The 14,597-nt window shown below is 63.7% G+C and carries 15 protein-coding genes; 8 read left to right on the top strand and 7 right to left on the bottom strand.

What is annotated here, in order from left to right:
- Window positions 1-10: 10 nt before the first annotated feature.
- Genes BMI85_RS02500 through BMI85_RS02485 form a run of 4 tightly spaced genes read right to left on the bottom strand, consistent with a single transcriptional unit; the run spans window position 11 to window position 3,270 of the window.
- Entirely contained in the window at window positions 11-754 is a 744-nt protein-coding gene (locus tag BMI85_RS02500; protein WP_078599391.1) for a glycosyltransferase, read from the bottom strand.
- The gene (locus BMI85_RS02495) at window positions 751-1,326 is read right to left on the bottom strand and encodes a VTT domain-containing protein (RefSeq protein ID WP_078599390.1); all 576 of its coding nucleotides are present in this window, start codon (window positions 1,324-1,326) and stop codon (window positions 751-753) included. Before BMI85_RS02495 ends, BMI85_RS02500 begins: the two co-directional genes overlap by 4 nt.
- 4 nt (window positions 1,327-1,330) lie before the next feature.
- The gene (locus tag BMI85_RS02490) at window positions 1,331-2,470 is read right to left on the bottom strand and encodes a ceramide glucosyltransferase (protein WP_143594962.1); all 1,140 of its coding nucleotides are present in this window, start codon (window positions 2,468-2,470) and stop codon (window positions 1,331-1,333) included.
- Entirely contained in the window at window positions 2,467-3,270 is an 804-nt protein-coding gene (locus tag BMI85_RS02485) for a UDP-2,3-diacylglucosamine diphosphatase (RefSeq protein ID WP_078599389.1), read from the bottom strand. The genes BMI85_RS02490 and BMI85_RS02485 overlap by 4 nt, the downstream gene beginning before the upstream one ends.
- A 326-nt stretch (window positions 3,271-3,596) precedes the next feature.
- On the opposite strand from BMI85_RS02485, the gene uraH reads away from it, so the two are divergent.
- Window positions 3,597-3,953, top strand: coding sequence for a hydroxyisourate hydrolase (uraH, locus tag BMI85_RS02480; RefSeq protein WP_078599388.1), 357 nt, complete (start codon window positions 3,597-3,599; stop codon window positions 3,951-3,953).
- 122 nt (window positions 3,954-4,075) lie between these two features.
- The gene (locus BMI85_RS02475; RefSeq protein ID WP_078599387.1) at window positions 4,076-5,374 is read left to right on the top strand and encodes a urate hydroxylase PuuD; all 1,299 of its coding nucleotides are present in this window, start codon (window positions 4,076-4,078) and stop codon (window positions 5,372-5,374) included.
- 42 nt (window positions 5,375-5,416) lie between these two features.
- On the opposite strand, the gene BMI85_RS02470 is transcribed toward BMI85_RS02475, so the two are convergent.
- Window positions 5,417-8,023 (bottom strand): methyl-accepting chemotaxis protein, encoded by a 2,607-nt coding sequence (locus BMI85_RS02470; protein ID WP_078599386.1) that lies wholly within the window; start codon window positions 8,021-8,023, stop codon window positions 5,417-5,419.
- Between the two features lie 222 nt (window positions 8,024-8,245).
- On the opposite strand from BMI85_RS02470, the gene BMI85_RS02465 reads away from it, so the two are divergent.
- The 5 genes from BMI85_RS02465 (at window position 8,246) to BMI85_RS02445 (ending at window position 11,816) form a co-directional block, all read left to right on the top strand.
- Complete coding sequence (locus BMI85_RS02465) at window positions 8,246-8,875, top strand: ATP-dependent Clp protease proteolytic subunit (RefSeq protein ID WP_078519545.1); 630 nt, start codon at window positions 8,246-8,248, stop codon at window positions 8,873-8,875.
- A gap of 118 nt (window positions 8,876-8,993) precedes the next feature.
- The gene (clpX, locus tag BMI85_RS02460; RefSeq protein WP_078519544.1) at window positions 8,994-10,259 is read left to right on the top strand and encodes an ATP-dependent Clp protease ATP-binding subunit ClpX; all 1,266 of its coding nucleotides are present in this window, start codon (window positions 8,994-8,996) and stop codon (window positions 10,257-10,259) included.
- A 292-nt stretch (window positions 10,260-10,551) separates the two neighbouring features.
- On the top strand, window positions 10,552-10,926 hold the full coding sequence (locus BMI85_RS02455; protein ID WP_078519542.1) for an NADH:ubiquinone oxidoreductase subunit NDUFA12: 375 nt from the start codon (window positions 10,552-10,554) through the stop codon (window positions 10,924-10,926).
- Between the two features lie 12 nt (window positions 10,927-10,938).
- Window positions 10,939-11,409: an outer membrane lipid asymmetry maintenance protein MlaD gene (gene mlaD / locus BMI85_RS02450; protein ID WP_078519541.1), complete on the top strand. Its 471-nt coding sequence runs from the start codon at window positions 10,939-10,941 to the stop codon at window positions 11,407-11,409.
- Window positions 11,406-11,816 (top strand): DUF2155 domain-containing protein, encoded by a 411-nt coding sequence (locus tag BMI85_RS02445; protein WP_078519540.1) that lies wholly within the window; start codon window positions 11,406-11,408, stop codon window positions 11,814-11,816. Before mlaD ends, BMI85_RS02445 begins: the two co-directional genes overlap by 4 nt.
- On the opposite strand, the gene aat is transcribed toward BMI85_RS02445, so the two are convergent.
- Window positions 11,780-12,418, bottom strand: a complete 639-nt coding sequence (aat, locus tag BMI85_RS02440; protein WP_078599385.1) for a leucyl/phenylalanyl-tRNA--protein transferase — start codon at window positions 12,416-12,418, stop codon at window positions 11,780-11,782. The genes BMI85_RS02445 and aat overlap by 37 nt on opposite strands.
- A 71-nt stretch (window positions 12,419-12,489) precedes the next feature.
- Between aat and BMI85_RS02435 the strand changes: the two genes are divergently transcribed.
- Window positions 12,490-13,200 (top strand): class I SAM-dependent methyltransferase, encoded by a 711-nt coding sequence (locus BMI85_RS02435; protein WP_078599384.1) that lies wholly within the window; start codon window positions 12,490-12,492, stop codon window positions 13,198-13,200.
- Between the two features lie 45 nt (window positions 13,201-13,245).
- Here the strand turns inward: BMI85_RS02435 and accC are convergent, their stop codons facing one another.
- Window positions 13,246-14,589 carry an acetyl-CoA carboxylase biotin carboxylase subunit gene (gene accC / locus BMI85_RS02430; RefSeq protein WP_078546441.1) on the bottom strand — a complete coding sequence of 448 codons (1,344 nt, stop codon included), beginning with the start codon at window positions 14,587-14,589 and terminating at the stop codon, window positions 13,246-13,248.
- Between the last annotated feature and the right edge of the window lie 8 nt (window positions 14,590-14,597).

Here is a 14,597-nt window from a genome sequence, read left to right as displayed (position 1 = left end):
ACCGAACCGTTCAGCGAGGTATACGTTCCAACCATTTGCGCGGTAAAGCCTGCGCCTCGCCGCGAACCCGCAGGCTGCGCATCGCCACGATCTGGCCGAGCGCGCGATGCGGCGCGATGGTGCGGAAGATATCGCGGATCATACGTGCGTCGGCGGCGACGCCTGCGCGCCAGTTGCCCAGCTTCGCGGATTTCATCGGGCTGTCGACGCCGGGCCAGGAGACGACGGCGATCCGGGCGCGCTCTGCGATCCACAGCCGGTTCATGAAGACTTCCAGCCCGAAGCGGGGCAGGGCGTTGAGCGCCTCCAGCCGTTCGCCCAGCATCTCGCGCGGGATCACCCGCTCGCCCGAGATGTAATCGAGCCCGATCATCCGCCAGATACGCGGCGCGTTGCGGCGCAGGCTGATCGTGACATCGGCCTCCCCGCTCGCCACCGGCGCGATCAGCGCGCCCAGATCGGCATGGGTCAGCCCCAGTAGATCGCTGTCGAGCAGCAGCAGGTGGCTGCCTGCGGCCTCCGCGATCCCGGCGGCCACGGCTGCGGTTTTCCCGCCGTTCTGCGCCTGCCGCAGCACCCGCAGATGCCGATGGGCGTCGCGATACCCCTCGGCGATCTCGGCGGTGCCATCGCTCGAGCCGTCGTCGATCACGATCACCTCGGCGATCTGGCGATGGTCCAGCACACGCTCCAGCACCGCGCCGATCCGCGGGGCTTCGTTATAGGCGGGCAGAATGCAGGTGATCGTCGTCATGTGTGCGACCTCTTGCGGCGATAGAACCAGATCGTGCCGCCGAGAATGATCACGACGAGCAGGATCAGCGAGCCCCTCGATAGCCAGCTGTCGATCTTCCCGATATGCGAGCCGAGCCAATAGCCGAGCGCCACGAAGGCCAGCGATTTCGGGATCGTCGCGATCAGGTTGGTCAGCATGAAGACCCAGAAATTCATCCGCGCGACCCCGGCTGCGACCAGCACCGGCGCGCCCGCCGAATGGGTCAGCTTGCCGAAGACCAGCGTCTTGACCCCTTTGTTCTGGAAGTGCCGCGCCGCACTCACGAGCCGCGCGCGGCTGAGGCCCAGCTTGTCGCGCCACTTCTTGGGCATCCGGTTCAGACCCCATCGGCCAAGCGCATAGAGCCCCAGATCGCCGACGAGATCGGCAAGGATCACGATGATCGCGACCGACCAGACCGAGAACATGTTCTGGCTGGCGAGCCACGCCGCGATCACCGTCACGATCGGCCCTTCGAGCACCGCAATCGGCGCCAGCACGGCGAGGCCGTGTTTCGCCATCAATACGGAGATCGTCTCAAGGCCGATCATCAGGTTACTCCGTGACGGGGGCATCGCTGCGGGCGACGTCCCGGTGGGTCATGTCATTGCCGCGCCAGGTGAAATCGCGCCCGAACCATGTCATCAGCCACAGCGCGGGCAACATCGCGTCGCGGATCGCGAAGCCCGCGATGTCGCGCGCCGAGGCGGGCCAGCCCGCGATCCGGGCAAGCAGCACTTCGGCACCGTACCACAGCGCCACCAGAAGCGGCAGGGCGATCCACGGCATCGCGCCCAACGCCGCCAGAGCAAGGGCGGCGAGGAAGGGCAGGAACGGGCCTTGCGCGATTTCGGCGGCGAAAATCATCACGAACCCGTCGCGGCGCACCTTGGACCAGCGCAGCTGGCGGTCCCAGACCTCCCGGGCCGCGCGCGTCCCGATCGGTTGCGCGAAAAGGTGCCGCGTCAGCCGCACCTTCAGGCCCTGACGGCGCACCAATTTGGTCGAGGCCACGTCCTCGGCCATGTTGCGTCCGAGCGCCGCGAAACCGCCACCCGCCATCAGGATGTCGCGCCGCCAGAACAGCGATTTGCCCTGCGCGAACCCCATCCCGATCATGTCGGCCGCCACCTGCCAGCGCGCCTGATTGGTGTTGAGGAAAGCGGCCTCCACCGCGCCCCAGAGATTGCCCGGGCGCTCGGCCACCGGCGGGGCGGACACGAGCCCCGTGCCGGGCCGCCATTCCGCCACCAGCCGTTGCAGGTAGTCGCGCGGCAAGAGCAGATTGCTGTCGGCCATCGCAAGCCACTCCGCCTCGGTCGCGGACAGCCCCTTGTGCAGATTGTTCAGCTTCGGATTGCCCGACACCGCGTCGAGCCCGGTCAGGAGCCGGGCGCGCACCTGCGGGTTATCTTCGATCAGGCGACGCACCAGCGCGCAGGCCGGATCGCGCTCGGAGGGCGCGCAGAAGATCACCTCGTAATTCGGATAGTCGAGGTTGAAGGAAGACCCGAGCGTCTCCGCGTCGAACGGATCGACCCCGCAGACCGGGCGCATCAGCGCGATGAAGGGCAACTCGTCGGGCACCGGCTTCGGCGGGCGGGACTCGCGCCATGCGGTCATCGCGGCGCTGAGAAGATGCGCCGTGAGGGTGATGCCCAGAAGGGCGGCAAGGGACAGCAGAACAATCGTCATGCGCGAACCTTTGCGACTGCGGGGCGGGTGCCGGTCTCCGGGACCGCTGCGGGCTCCGCGCCCCATTGAAGAAGTTGCAATGCGCCGGAACTATCCTCGGCCAAGGCGGTCAGGCTGTCCACCCAGTCGCCGCAATTGGCGTAGGTCATCCCGTCGACATCGCGCAACGCGGGCTTGTGCGAGTGGCCGCAGATGATCCCGTCGACCCCGGCCTCGGAGGCCAATGCGATCAGACGATGCTCGTACCCCGAGCCGCGCGCGATCAGGTGATTGATCCCTTCGATCGCGAGCTGGATCAGGGTGCGCTCGGTCTCGGAGACGTCGCGGCGGCGGCGCAGCCAGGCATCGATGCCGCGGAACAGCGCGTCCATCCGGCTCCCGAAACGGGTCATCGCGTGCCAGCGCAGGATGCGCGCATCGCATTGATCGCCATGCACGATGAGGTAGCGCTGCCCGTCCGCGCCGACATGCAACGCCGTTTCGGTCAGCTCGAAGCTGAGGAAATTCATCCCCGGCGAGCGCAGCGCCGCGTCATGGTTGCCGGGCAGATAGACGATGCGCGTCCCGGCCTCGGCATGGGCTTCGAGGGTCTCGATGATCTCGGCGTGAATGTCGCCCCATTGCACGGGCCCGCCATGCCAGAGATCGAGGATGTCGCCGACGAGGTAGATCGCGTCGGCCTGCACGCTTTGCAGGAAGTCGAGGATCGGGCCGGGGCTGCACCCCCGCGATCCGAGGTGGAAATCCGACAGGAAAAGGCTGCGGTAGCGTTGTTTGTTGTGATGGCGCGATCGGCTCATGTCACATCTCCGGTGGATCTGCAGGGAGGGGCAGGCAACCGGCGCCTGCGCGGAGAAGCGGAGCGGAAACAGTCGGGAAAATCACAGGCTGTATGTTGTTGCCCATAGGGTCCTTCCGCTCGTTGCTGCGCTGCCCATCGCCTTTCGACGTGACATGGATGTGACGGCTACGTGAACCTGTAATGTCACCTAGAGGCAGCTGTGCGGTGATCAACCATAAGCATGTGAAATACTAAGCAACTTCCGGTGAGCGCACGATATCTTGCGGTTTGTTTCACCCGAAAGCATAGTGATCGCGGTCTCGACGATTGGCGAAGGAGAACGCGATGGCAGGATATCTGACCACCCATGTGCTCGACACGGCACGGGGATGCCCGGCGGAAGGGCTCAAGATCACGCTCTTCGCGCTCGACGGGGGCGACCGTGAGGTGCTGGCCGAAATGGTGACGAATGCCGATGGGCGCACCGACTCGCCGATCCTGCCGGTGGAGCGGTTTCGCACCGGCCAGTTCGAGCTGGTTTTCGCCGCGGGTGATTATCTGAGGGCGAGCGGGCAGGGGGCGGTAGAGCCGCTTTTCCTCGATGAAATCCCGATCCGCTTCGGCATGAATGACGCCGAGGCGCATTACCACGTGCCGCTTCTGCTCTCGCCTTACGGTTATTCGACCTATCGCGGTAGCTGACCGCAGGCCCTCCATCTGCTTGCGATTTGAGCATCCGGACAAAATTCGGGCGGTTCCGCCGCGCCATCGCTTGCGCTCGGGCGTGGCTTGGGAAACTCTGAGCGCAAAACGAGGGATGACGGATGGATTACACGTTTTTTCTGGAATGGGTGCAGTTCGCGGTGCGCTGGCTGCATGTGATCACCGCGATCGCGTGGATCGGGTCGTCCTTCTATTTCATCGCGCTTGATCTGGGGCTGGTGCCCGAGCCCGGTTCCCCCAAGGGGGTGCATGGCGCGGCGTGGCAGGTCCATGGCGGCGGCTTTTACCATATTCAGAAATACCTCGTCGCACCCGCGCAGATGCCCGACCGGCTGACATGGTTCAAATGGGAAAGCTACATGACGTGGCTTTCGGGCTTTGCGATGATGGTGGTTCTGTATTGGACACAGGCGCAGTTCTACCTGATCGATCCGCGGGTGATGGAGCTGCCGGTCTGGGGGGCGATCCTGATCTCGATCGGCTCGCTCGCGCTGGGTTGGCTCCTTTATGATCTGATCTGCAAGTCGAGCTTTGGCGAGAACAACACGCGGCTGATGCTGGGCCTCTACGTCATTCTCGTCGCGATGGCCTGGGGCTACACGCAGGTCTTCTCAGGCCGCGCGGCGCTGCTGCATCTGGGCGCCTTCACCGCGACGATCATGACCGCGAACGTCTTCCTGATCATCATTCCGAACCAGAAGATCGTGGTCGCCGATCTCATGGCGGGGCGCACGCCCGACCCGAAATACGGCAAGATCGCCAAGCAGCGCTCGACCCATAACAACTACCTGACGCTGCCGGTTATCTTCCTGATGCTGTCGAACCATTATCCGCTGGCCTTTGCCAGCGCGTATAACTGGCTGATCGCCTCTCTGGTGTTCCTGATGGGCGTGACGATCCGGCATTTCTTCAACACCCATCACGCCCATAAGGGCAAGCCGTGGTGGACCTGGGGCGCGACCGCGGCGCTGTTCGTCGCGATCGTTTGGCTATCCTCGATTCCGAAAGCGGATGCCGGCGAGGATATGGAGGACAGCGCGATGCTTACTCCCTTCGAACAACGCTTCGCTGCGGCGCCTGGCTTCGACGAGGTGAGCGGGATCGTCATGGGGCGCTGTTCGATGTGCCATGCGAATGAGCCCGGCTATGAAGGGATCGGTCACGCGCCGAAGGGCATCAAGCTGGAGACGCCGCGCGAAATCGCCGCCGCCGCACGGCAGATCTATGTGCAAGCCGGGCTGACCGATGCGATGCCCCCCGCGAATTTGAGCTACATGGAGCCGCAGGAGCGCGCCGCCATCCGGGCTTGGTTCCGTGCGGGCGAGGCCGGGACGCAAGGAGCAAGCGAGACGGATCGGGCGGAGGCCGCGATTGCGGTGCCTCATCCCAACGCGTCCTGATTGGCGTCCCGCGTCAATGCGTTCTGCAAGTTCCTTCGTCGGTTAAAAATCCTCCCAATCGTCATCTGTGGGCGGAGGTGGCACCGCCAGCGCGGTGTTGCCCGACACGCTGACCTGCTGAGCCGATTTGGGGCGGGCTGATTGGTGCGGCGCGGATGCTGTGGGCCCGGATGTTTCGGGGGAGGTTTCTGCCGCAGCCACTTTTTCTGCAGGCGATGTACTATCGGCCCCCTCATCCGGAGCGGCCTCGCCGAGTTTGAATTGCCCCATTGCCGCGCCGAGTTCCATCGCTTCGCGTTCGAGGACCTGGCTCGCGGCGAGTGCTTCTTCGAACATGGCCGCGTTGTGTTGGGTGACCTGATCGAGCTGGGTCACCGCGGAGTTGATTTCGGTCAGGCCTGCGCTTTGCTCCTGCGTCGCATTTGCGCTGTCCGCAACATAGGCGAGGAGATCGGAAACGGAGGACTGGATCCCGCCGAGCGCATCGCCCGCTTGGCCGACGAGGCCGACGCCGCGCTTCACCTGCGCCGAGGAGTTCGCGATCAGTTCGGCGATCTCGCGTGCGGCATCCGAGGAGCGTTGCGCGAGAGCGCGCACTTCCGAGGCGACGACGGCGAAGCCGCGCCCGGCCTCGCCAGCGCGGGCGGCCTCCACCCCGGCATTGAGGGCGAGCAGGTTGGTCTGGAAGGCGATCTCGTCGATGACGCTGGTGATCCGACTGATCTGCTCCGAGCTTTGCTCGATTTCCGACATGGCCTGCACGGCTTCTGACACGACATGGCCGCTTTGTTCGGCGCTGCGCCGGGCGGTCTCGACGAGGTCGTTGGCGCGACCGGCGGCGTGGGCGGCGGCCTCGACAGAGGCGGTGATCTCGTTGAGCGCAGCGGCGGTTTCTTCCAGCGTGGCTGCCTGCCGTTCGGTGCGCCGCGCCATATCGTCGGAGCTGGACGAGATCTGTCGCGCCTCGGTGCGGATCGATCCGGCATTGTCGAGCACCTTGCGCATCGCGCCCCGCAAATCGCCGATCGCGCTGTTGAAATCGCTGCGCAAAGCCTTGTAGTCGCCTTCGAATTCGGTGGTGATCTCGGCCATGAGATCCCCGGCGGAGAGGCCGGCCAAGGCCGATTTCAGCGTCTCCACGATGTTCTGTTGGGCGGCCATCATCGCGCTGCGCTCGGCCCGCCGGGCGTCGGCTTCGAGATGTTGTTGCGTTCGGTCGCTCGCAAGAACGCTGAACATGACCATCTTGCCGTCCGTGTCGAGGATCGGATTGACCGAGCCTTCGAGCCAGGCCTGACGGCCATCGGCGCAGCGCAGCACGAGCATGCCCGCAAAGGGCTGCGGATCGCGCTGGAGGATTTCGCAGACTGGCTGCCCTTCGAAGGTGATCTGACCGGCGACGGACATTCCCTCCATCTCTGCGCGCGGCGCGCCGAAGACCTCGGCAAATTCGTCGTTCACATTGTCAATCGTCACGTCAGGGCGCAGGTCGACCCGTAGCAGGTTGGCGTCGATCGCGGAAATCAGAGAGGCGTTTCGCTGTTCTTCGGTGATGTTGCGCCATTGCGAGACATGGCCGATCTTCTCCCCGGCCTCGTCGATGACGGGGCTGACGAGGGCGAGAATCGCCCCGGCACGCATCCGTCCTTCGAGCGCGAGTGTGTCGCGCGCGCCATCGTCGAGGGCGGCGGCGGTCGTCGTGCCGGCCGGCAAGATGCGATCCGCGCGCGTCCCCAAGAGCTTGTCGGGATCGAAATCCGGGTTGTGGGCGCGGATTTCCGCGGCGAAGGGGCGCAGCAATTCCGCGGCCGCCTCATTGGCGAAGGTGATGACGTGGTCGTTGTTGGTAAGAATGATCGCGACCGTGGCGCTTTCGAGGGCGGCGCTATGCATCCGTGCGGCACGGTTATGCGATTCGGCGGTCGCGAGCTCGGACTGGAAGGTCCCCAGAGCGCGGGCGATCGCGCCGATTTCGTCGCGTCGACCGGTAGCGGGGATGTCCGTATCGAGCTGTCCCCCGGCCACGGAGCGCATCGCCTCCGTCACTCGGGTGAGGGGGCGGGTGATCAGCCAGCGTACGCCCAGCATCACACCGCCGAGAATGCCCGCGAAAATCATCGCGGTGAAAGAGAGGTTGCGCACCATGTCCTTCTGCGCGCGAGCGATGGCGGGGGCCGGACTCCAGCGCAGGGCAATCGCGGCGATCGGCGGATCCTCCGGAGAGATGCGCAGCGGAATCGCCTCGCTCAGCCCATCTGCCGAGATCGCCCTGTCGTTGGCTTCAAGCGCGCTTTGCGCCAGAGCGATAAGCGCGGGATCGGGCGCGCCCGCCTCGGTCATAACGGCGCCGCGTCTGTTGAGCGCGATTGCGGATTGGCCAGCGCCGTCCGAGCCCGCGAGCACGTTCTCTAGCTCATGCGTCGCATCCGCGATCCGCCCCGTGATCAGCGCATCCGTCACCGAATCGCCGAGCATCGGCAGGATCTGGTCGAGATGTGCCCGCGCTGCCTCATTGGCGCGACGATAGTTCGAATTGATCGTGAGCAGCGTCATCAGCGTCGCGAACACGAACCCCGCGATCGCGATCAGGATCAGCAATTTGAGCATCACGGTGTGCCAGGCGCTTGCGCCAGCCTCGGATTTGGACATGTCCGCCTCATTTTTCCACACGGGCGCATTCCCGCAAAATCGCCGACACGCTACGTCCAGACCCTTTCCATGCGATTAACACACACCCGCCGAGGGCCAATATTTGCGCCGCGGCAGCCCTTCGCGCGGGGTCAGCGCCCTTGAAGGTCCCCGATGCGGTCACTAAGACTTCTGTAAAGATCACACGCTATGAACAGCGTCGAACGACCAGGAAGGGCCGAGATGAAAGATCCCCACGAGTTTTACATGAACACGCTGGTGCCGATGGTGGTCGAGCAGACCTCGCGCGGCGAGCGTGCCTACGACATCTACTCGCGCCTGCTGAAAGAGCGCATCATCTTCCTGTCGGGGCCGGTCCATGACGGCATGTCGACCCTGATCTGCGCGCAGCTTCTCTTCCTCGAGGCCGAGAACCCGAAAAAAGAGATCGCGATGTATATCAACTCGCCGGGCGGCGTGGTGACGAGCGGTCTCTCGATCTACGACACGATGCAATACATCAAGCCGAAGGTCTCGACCCTGGTGATTGGGCAGGCGGCGTCGATGGGCTCGCTGCTGCTGACCGCGGGCGAAAAGGGAATGCGCTTCTCGCTGCCGAACTCCCGCGTCATGGTGCACCAGCCCTCGGGCGGTTATCAGGGTCAGGCGACCGACATCATGATCCACGCCCGCGAGACCGAGAAACTCAAGCGTCGCTTGAACGAAATCTACGTCAAGCACACTGGCAACGACTACGACACGATCGAGGCCGGTCTCGAGCGCGACAACTTCATGTCCGCCGAAGAAGCGAAGTCCTGGGGTCTGATCGACGAGATCCTCGAGAGCCGCGTCAGCGACGACGGAGAAAAGTGATCCTCCCGCTTAACTTCGGGGCGATTTTGACATTGAGGTGACGGTTGGCCTGTCCTAGTCTTGATGGGACAGGCCAATTCACGAAGCCCGGGGGCAGCCCGGGCAGCAGAGGTAAGAGATGGCGAACTCGAACGGCTCCGACAGCAAGAACACGCTCTACTGCTCGTTCTGCGGCAAAAGCCAGCATGAGGTCCGCAAGCTGATCGCGGGCCCGACCGTGTTCATTTGTGACGAATGCGTCGAGCTGTGCATGGACATCATCCGCGAGGAGACGAAATCGGCCGGGCTGAAATCCACCGATGGCGTGCCGACCCCGCGCGATATCTGCCAGGTGCTCGACGACTACGTGATCGGTCAGGAACATGCCAAGCGCGTGCTCTCGGTTGCGGTGCACAACCACTACAAGCGCCTCAATCACGGCACGAAGACCGACATCGAACTGGCGAAGTCGAACATCCTGCTGATCGGCCCGACGGGCTGCGGCAAGACACTTCTGGCCCAGACGCTTGCGCGCATCCTCGATGTGCCCTTCACGATGGCGGATGCGACCACGCTGACCGAAGCCGGTTACGTGGGTGAGGATGTGGAGAACATCATTCTCAAGCTGCTTCAGGCCTCGGAATACAACGTCGAGCGGGCGCAGCGCGGCATCGTCTATATCGACGAGGTCGACAAGATCACCCGCAAGTCGGACAACCCGTCGATCACGCGCGACGTGTCGGGCGAGGGTGTGCAGCAGGCGCTTCTGAAGATCATGGAGGGCACCGTTGCCTCCGTGCCGCCGCAGGGCGGGCGCAAGCATCCGCAGCAGGAATTCCTGCAGGTCGACACGACGAATATCCTGTTCATCTGTGGCGGCGCCTTTGCGGGCCTCGACCGGATCATCGCGCAGCGCGGCAAGGGCTCGGCGATGGGCTTCGGTGCGGATGTTAAGGATAGCGAAGAGCGCAATATTGGCGAGCTGTTCAAGGAGCTCGAGCCCGAAGATCTGCTGAAATTCGGCCTGATCCCGGAATTCGTCGGTCGTCTGCCCGTCATCGCGACGCTCACCGATCTCGATGCCGAGGCGCTGGTGACCATCCTGACCGAGCCGAAGAACGCGCTGGTGAAACAGTATCAGCGTCTCTTCGAGATCGAGGGCGTGTCGCTGACCTTCACCGACGATGCGCTGACCGCGATCGCCAAGAAGGCGATCGAGCGGAAGACCGGTGCACGTGGCCTGCGTTCGATCATGGAAGACATCCTGCTCGACACGATGTTCGAACTGCCGGGCATGGAAGAGGTCGAAGAGGTCGTGGTCAACGAAGAGGCCGTGACCCAGAGCGACGCCAAGCCGCTGCTGATCTATGCCGAAGCCAAGAAAGAAGGCAAATCGGCGAGCTGATCGCGGTCCTGCCACGAATTAGACAAGGGGCGAGCTTCGGCTCGCCCTTTTGTTTTTGCCGTGTGTTTCACGTAGGCCGTGTTGCTTCGAAGAGGCTTCGCTAGACCTCCCATAGACAGGCGTGTGGGAGCGTATGGCTCATTGCGGACGGCCGCTCGACGATGCGATTTTTGCACCGTGCTGTGCTGGAGGTACCAAATTCCGCCTCGCAGACGCCCTGATCCCCGCACGGGCACTGGACCTCGACGCCCCAGCGGATATAACAGGCGGGACGCATTGCGGAGGTTGCCCCATGAAGTTTCTGCTTCGAATTCTCACCTGGTGGAACGGCTCGACCGTCGGCACGCAGCTTTTCACCGCGCGTAAGGGCGTGAAAGTTGGCGAGGACGAGCAAGGCAATATCTATTACCGCACCAAGGACGCCAAGCGCCGCTGGGTGATCTATAACGGTGAAAGCGAAGCGAGCCGTATCCCGCCGGATTGGCATGGCTGGATGCACTTCACCTATGACGAGCCGCCGACCGACAAGCCGCTGGCCCACAAGCCTTGGGAAAAGCCGCATGAGGCAAACCACACCGGCACCGAAGCGGCCTATGTGCCGCCGGGGTCGATTCGCCTCGCGCATCCGGTCGAGCGCCGCGATTACGAGGCTTGGCAGCCCGAGTAAGGCCAACCCGCTATGAGCGAAAACCGCACCGAGATCATCACCGGCGCGATCGTGCTGGTCGTGGCCCTGGGCTTTCTGGTCTGGGCAGGGCGCGGCATGGGCATCGGCGCCGATGGCGGCTCTTACCCGCTGCATGCCTCCTTCCGATCGATTGGGGGCGTCGTGCCCGGCACGGACGTGCGGCTTGCGGGCGTGAAGGTCGGGACGGTAACGAACGTCGCGCTCAACCCGAAGACTTTCTTCGCCGATACCACGATTTCGGTGAAAAACGGCGTCGCGCTGCCCGAGGATACGGTTATCGCGGTGACGCAAGACGGGCTTCTGGGCTCGAATTATATCGACTTGATCCCGGGCGGGGCGATCGACGACCTCAAGCCCGGCGATGAAATTCTCGACACGCAAAGCGCGGTCTCGATGCTGAACCTGATGCTGAAATTTGCAGGTGGCGGCAGTGGCGACGGCGCAGGGGAGGGGGCGCAATGATCCGCGCTTTGGTTTTGATCGCGGCGCTCGTTCCCGGGCTCGCTGCGGCGCAGGACTTCACGCAAACGACGCCGGACGACCAGATCCCGCAGGATGAGCCTGCGAAAGGGCTGGCCGACGGTACGGGCGCGATGCTCCGCGGGCTCGACAAGGTGTCGGGCATCGCCTCGGACATCAATTTGAATGTCGGGCAGAGCGTCAAATACGGGTTCATCAAGGTGACGCTGCGCGAATGCCGTTACCCGGCCGACGATCCGTCCTCGGATGCCTATGCCTATGTGACGGTGACCGAAGAGGACAAGCCGCAGCCTGATTTCTCAGGTTGGATGATCGCTTCCAGCCCCGCGTTGTCGGCGCTCGATCACCCGCGTTACGACGTCTGGGTCATCCGCTGTAAAAGCGACTGAGGCGCGGGGATCGCGCCTTTCGTGAAATCGCATTCCCGCGTCAGCGCCTGAGCCAGACGCGCGCGATATTCGATCCGGGTCACTTCGATCGCGCCCATCGAGGCCAGATGCGGCGTGATGTATTGCGTGTCGAGCAAGGTGAACCCCGTCTGGCGCAGCCGGTCCACCAGATAGGTCAGCGCCACTTTCGAGGCATTGGGACGGCGCGAGAACATGCTCTCCCCGAAGAACGCGCCGCCCAATGTGATCCCGAAAATGCCGCCCGCGAGCTCACCGTCCTGCCAGACCTCAAGGCTATGCGCAAAGCCCGCGGCGTGGAGTTGGTCGTAGAGCGTGAAGAGCGGGCCGTTTATCCACGTCTCGTCACGATCTGCGCAGCCTTCGACCACACCCCGAAATGCCGCGTTTGTTGTAATACTGTAATCGCCGCGCCGGATCACCTTCGCGAGAGAGCGCGAAATGTGGAATTTGTCCAAGGGCACGATCCCGCGCAGCGCCGGGTCGAACCAATGCAATTGCGGATTGTCGCGGCTTTCGGCCATCGGAAAGATGCCCTGCGCATAGCCCGCCAAAAGTAGTTCCGCGCTCAACCTGTCCGTCATTATCTTGCCCGGTTTTCCCGTTACGCCTAGGCTCGCCAACAAGATGAACCAGAGCGGGGCCGAGCGCAAATATGGGTTTCTACGATTTCCTCCCCGAGATCGACCGATACGCCGAAGATCCCGGCACGGTGGAGCGGATGAACCTGCGCCACAAGATGATCATCAAGCCGCTGGAGCGAGAGATCGCGGGCAAGCGCGTGCTCGATCTGGCGGCGCATGATGGCCGCTGGGCCTATGCTTTCGCGGCCGCAGGCGCCTCGGAAGTGGTGGGAATCGAAGGGCGGCAGGAGCTGATCGACCGCTTCGACCAATTCCCCCGCGCGCATCTGCGCGAGAAGGTGAAGCTGATCTGCGACGACATCTTCGACGGGATGCAGAAGCTGATCGACGCGGGCGAGCGCTTCGACGTCGTGGGCGTTCTCGGTATCCTCTACCACGTCATGGATCATTTCCGGCTGTTCCAGCTGGTGCGCCAACTGGGGCCGGAACTGGTGATCGTGGACAGCGAATTCGCGCAGCGCCCCGGCCCGGTGATCCTGTTGATGCGCGAGCGCACCGACAACGAACTGAACTCGATTCCGCAGATCGAGGGCCAGGAAAAGGCGTTGATCGGAATCCCGTCTTTCCCGGCGATGAGTGCGATGGCCGACGTGCTCGATTACGACTGCCACTGGCTGGACTGGGACCAGATCGGGCAGGGGCAACGCAGCCATATTGGCGACTACTATCGCCCTAAAGACAAAGAGAAAAAGCGCGGCACCTGCCTGCTGACCCCGAAATGAAAAACGCCCCCGAAACCGGGGGCATTTTCGTAGATCTCGAACCGATCAGAGGTTCTTTTCGAGCCACCGTTCGAGCCAGTGGATCGAGTAGTTGCCGCTCTGGATGTCGGGCTCTTGCAGGAGCGCGTTGAACAGCGGCACGGTGGTGTCCACCCCGTCCACGATCAGCTCGCCAAGCGCGCGATGCAGACGCTGCAACGCCTCGTGGCGGTCGCGACCATGCACGATCAGCTTGCCGATCAGGCTGTCGTAATAGGGCGGGATCGAATAGCCGTCATAGAGCGCGCTATCCATCCGCACGCCAAGCCCGCCGGGCGCGTGGTAATGGGTGATCTTGCCGGGGCAGGGCGCGAAATTCGGCAGCTTCTCGGCATTGATCCGCACTTCGATCGCGTGACCGCGGATCGAGAGCGTGTCCTGATCGAATTCCATCGGCTCGCCGGCTGCGACCTTGATCTGCTGGCGCACCAGATCGACGCCGAAGATCGCCTCGGTCACCGGGTGTTCGACCTGAAGACGGGTGTTCATCTCGATGAAATAGAACTCGCCATCCTCGTAGAGGAACTCGATCGTGCCCGCACCGGAATAGCCCATCTCACCGATCGCGTCGGCGCAGATGCCGCCGATGCGCGCGCGCTCTTCGGGCGTGATCGAGGGGCCGGGGGCCTCTTCGAGCACCTTCTGGTGGCGCCGCTGGAGCGAGCAGTCGCGCTCGCCCAGATGGACGCCGCGGCCCTTGCCGTCGCCGAAGACCTGCACCTCGATATGGCGCGGCTTCTGCAGGTATTTCTCGATATAGACTTCGTCATTGCCGAAGGCGGCTTTCGCCTCGGAGCGCGCGGTGCGGAACGCGACCTCGAGCTCTTCTTCGGATTTCGCGACCTTCATCCCGCGGCCGCCGCCGCCGGCGGTGGCCTTGATGATGACGGGGTAGCCCATATCACCGGCGATCTGCTTTGCGGCCTCGGTATCGGGCACGCCACCGGCAGAGCCCGGAACGACCGGAATGCCAAGGTTCTTCGCGGTTTCCTTCGCGGTGATCTTGTCGCCCATGATGCGGATATGGGCGGCCGACGGGCCAATGAAGGTGATGCCGTGATCCTCGAGCACCTGCACGAAGGCGGCATTCTCGGACAGGAACCCGTAGCCCGGGTGAATCGCCTGCGCGCCCGTGATCTCGCAGGCCGCGACGATGGCGGGCACCGAGAGATAGGATTGCGTCGAGGAATTCGGGCCGATGCAGACCGATTCATCGGCCATGCGCACATGCATCGCGTCCGAATCCGCCGTCGAATGGACCGCGACCGAGGCGATCCCCATCTCGCGGCAGGCACGGATCACGCGCAGCGCGATCTCGCCCCGGTTGGCGATCAGGATCTTGTCGAACATACCGGCCC

It is taken from the genome of Thioclava sp. DLFJ4-1, assembly GCF_002020145.1.
Lineage (GTDB): Bacteria > Pseudomonadota > Alphaproteobacteria > Rhodobacterales > Rhodobacteraceae > Thioclava > Thioclava sediminum.
Note: the sequence above shows the minus strand (reverse complement) of the source record. Positions and strands in the feature narration are given on the sequence as shown.

What these genes read in the sequence shown, in the direction of transcription:
- BMI85_RS02500 (WP_078599391.1), bottom strand. Translation starts at nt 754, where the DNA reads ATGACGACGATCACCTGCATTCTGCCCGCCTATAACGAAGCCCCGCGG.
- BMI85_RS02495 (WP_078599390.1), bottom strand. Translation starts at nt 1,326, where the DNA reads ATGATCGGCCTTGAGACGATCTCCGTATTGATGGCGAAACACGGCCTC.
- BMI85_RS02490 (WP_143594962.1), bottom strand. Translation starts at nt 2,470, where the DNA reads ATGACGATTGTTCTGCTGTCCCTTGCCGCCCTTCTGGGCATCACCCTC.
- BMI85_RS02485 (WP_078599389.1), bottom strand. Translation starts at nt 3,270, where the DNA reads ATGAGCCGATCGCGCCATCACAACAAACAACGCTACCGCAGCCTTTTC.
- uraH (WP_078599388.1), top strand. Translation starts at nt 3,597, where the DNA reads ATGGCAGGATATCTGACCACCCATGTGCTCGACACGGCACGGGGATGC.
- BMI85_RS02475 (WP_078599387.1), top strand. Translation starts at nt 4,076, where the DNA reads ATGGATTACACGTTTTTTCTGGAATGGGTGCAGTTCGCGGTGCGCTGG.
- BMI85_RS02470 (WP_078599386.1), bottom strand. Translation starts at nt 8,023, where the DNA reads ATGTCCAAATCCGAGGCTGGCGCAAGCGCCTGGCACACCGTGATGCTC.
- BMI85_RS02465 (WP_078519545.1), top strand. Translation starts at nt 8,246, where the DNA reads ATGAAAGATCCCCACGAGTTTTACATGAACACGCTGGTGCCGATGGTG.
- clpX (WP_078519544.1), top strand. Translation starts at nt 8,994, where the DNA reads ATGGCGAACTCGAACGGCTCCGACAGCAAGAACACGCTCTACTGCTCG.
- BMI85_RS02455 (WP_078519542.1), top strand. Translation starts at nt 10,552, where the DNA reads ATGAAGTTTCTGCTTCGAATTCTCACCTGGTGGAACGGCTCGACCGTC.
- mlaD (WP_078519541.1), top strand. Translation starts at nt 10,939, where the DNA reads ATGAGCGAAAACCGCACCGAGATCATCACCGGCGCGATCGTGCTGGTC.
- BMI85_RS02445 (WP_078519540.1), top strand. Translation starts at nt 11,406, where the DNA reads ATGATCCGCGCTTTGGTTTTGATCGCGGCGCTCGTTCCCGGGCTCGCT.
- aat (WP_078599385.1), bottom strand. Translation starts at nt 12,418, where the DNA reads ATGACGGACAGGTTGAGCGCGGAACTACTTTTGGCGGGCTATGCGCAG.
- BMI85_RS02435 (WP_078599384.1), top strand. Translation starts at nt 12,490, where the DNA reads ATGGGTTTCTACGATTTCCTCCCCGAGATCGACCGATACGCCGAAGAT.
- accC (WP_078546441.1), bottom strand. Translation starts at nt 14,589, where the DNA reads ATGTTCGACAAGATCCTGATCGCCAACCGGGGCGAGATCGCGCTGCGC.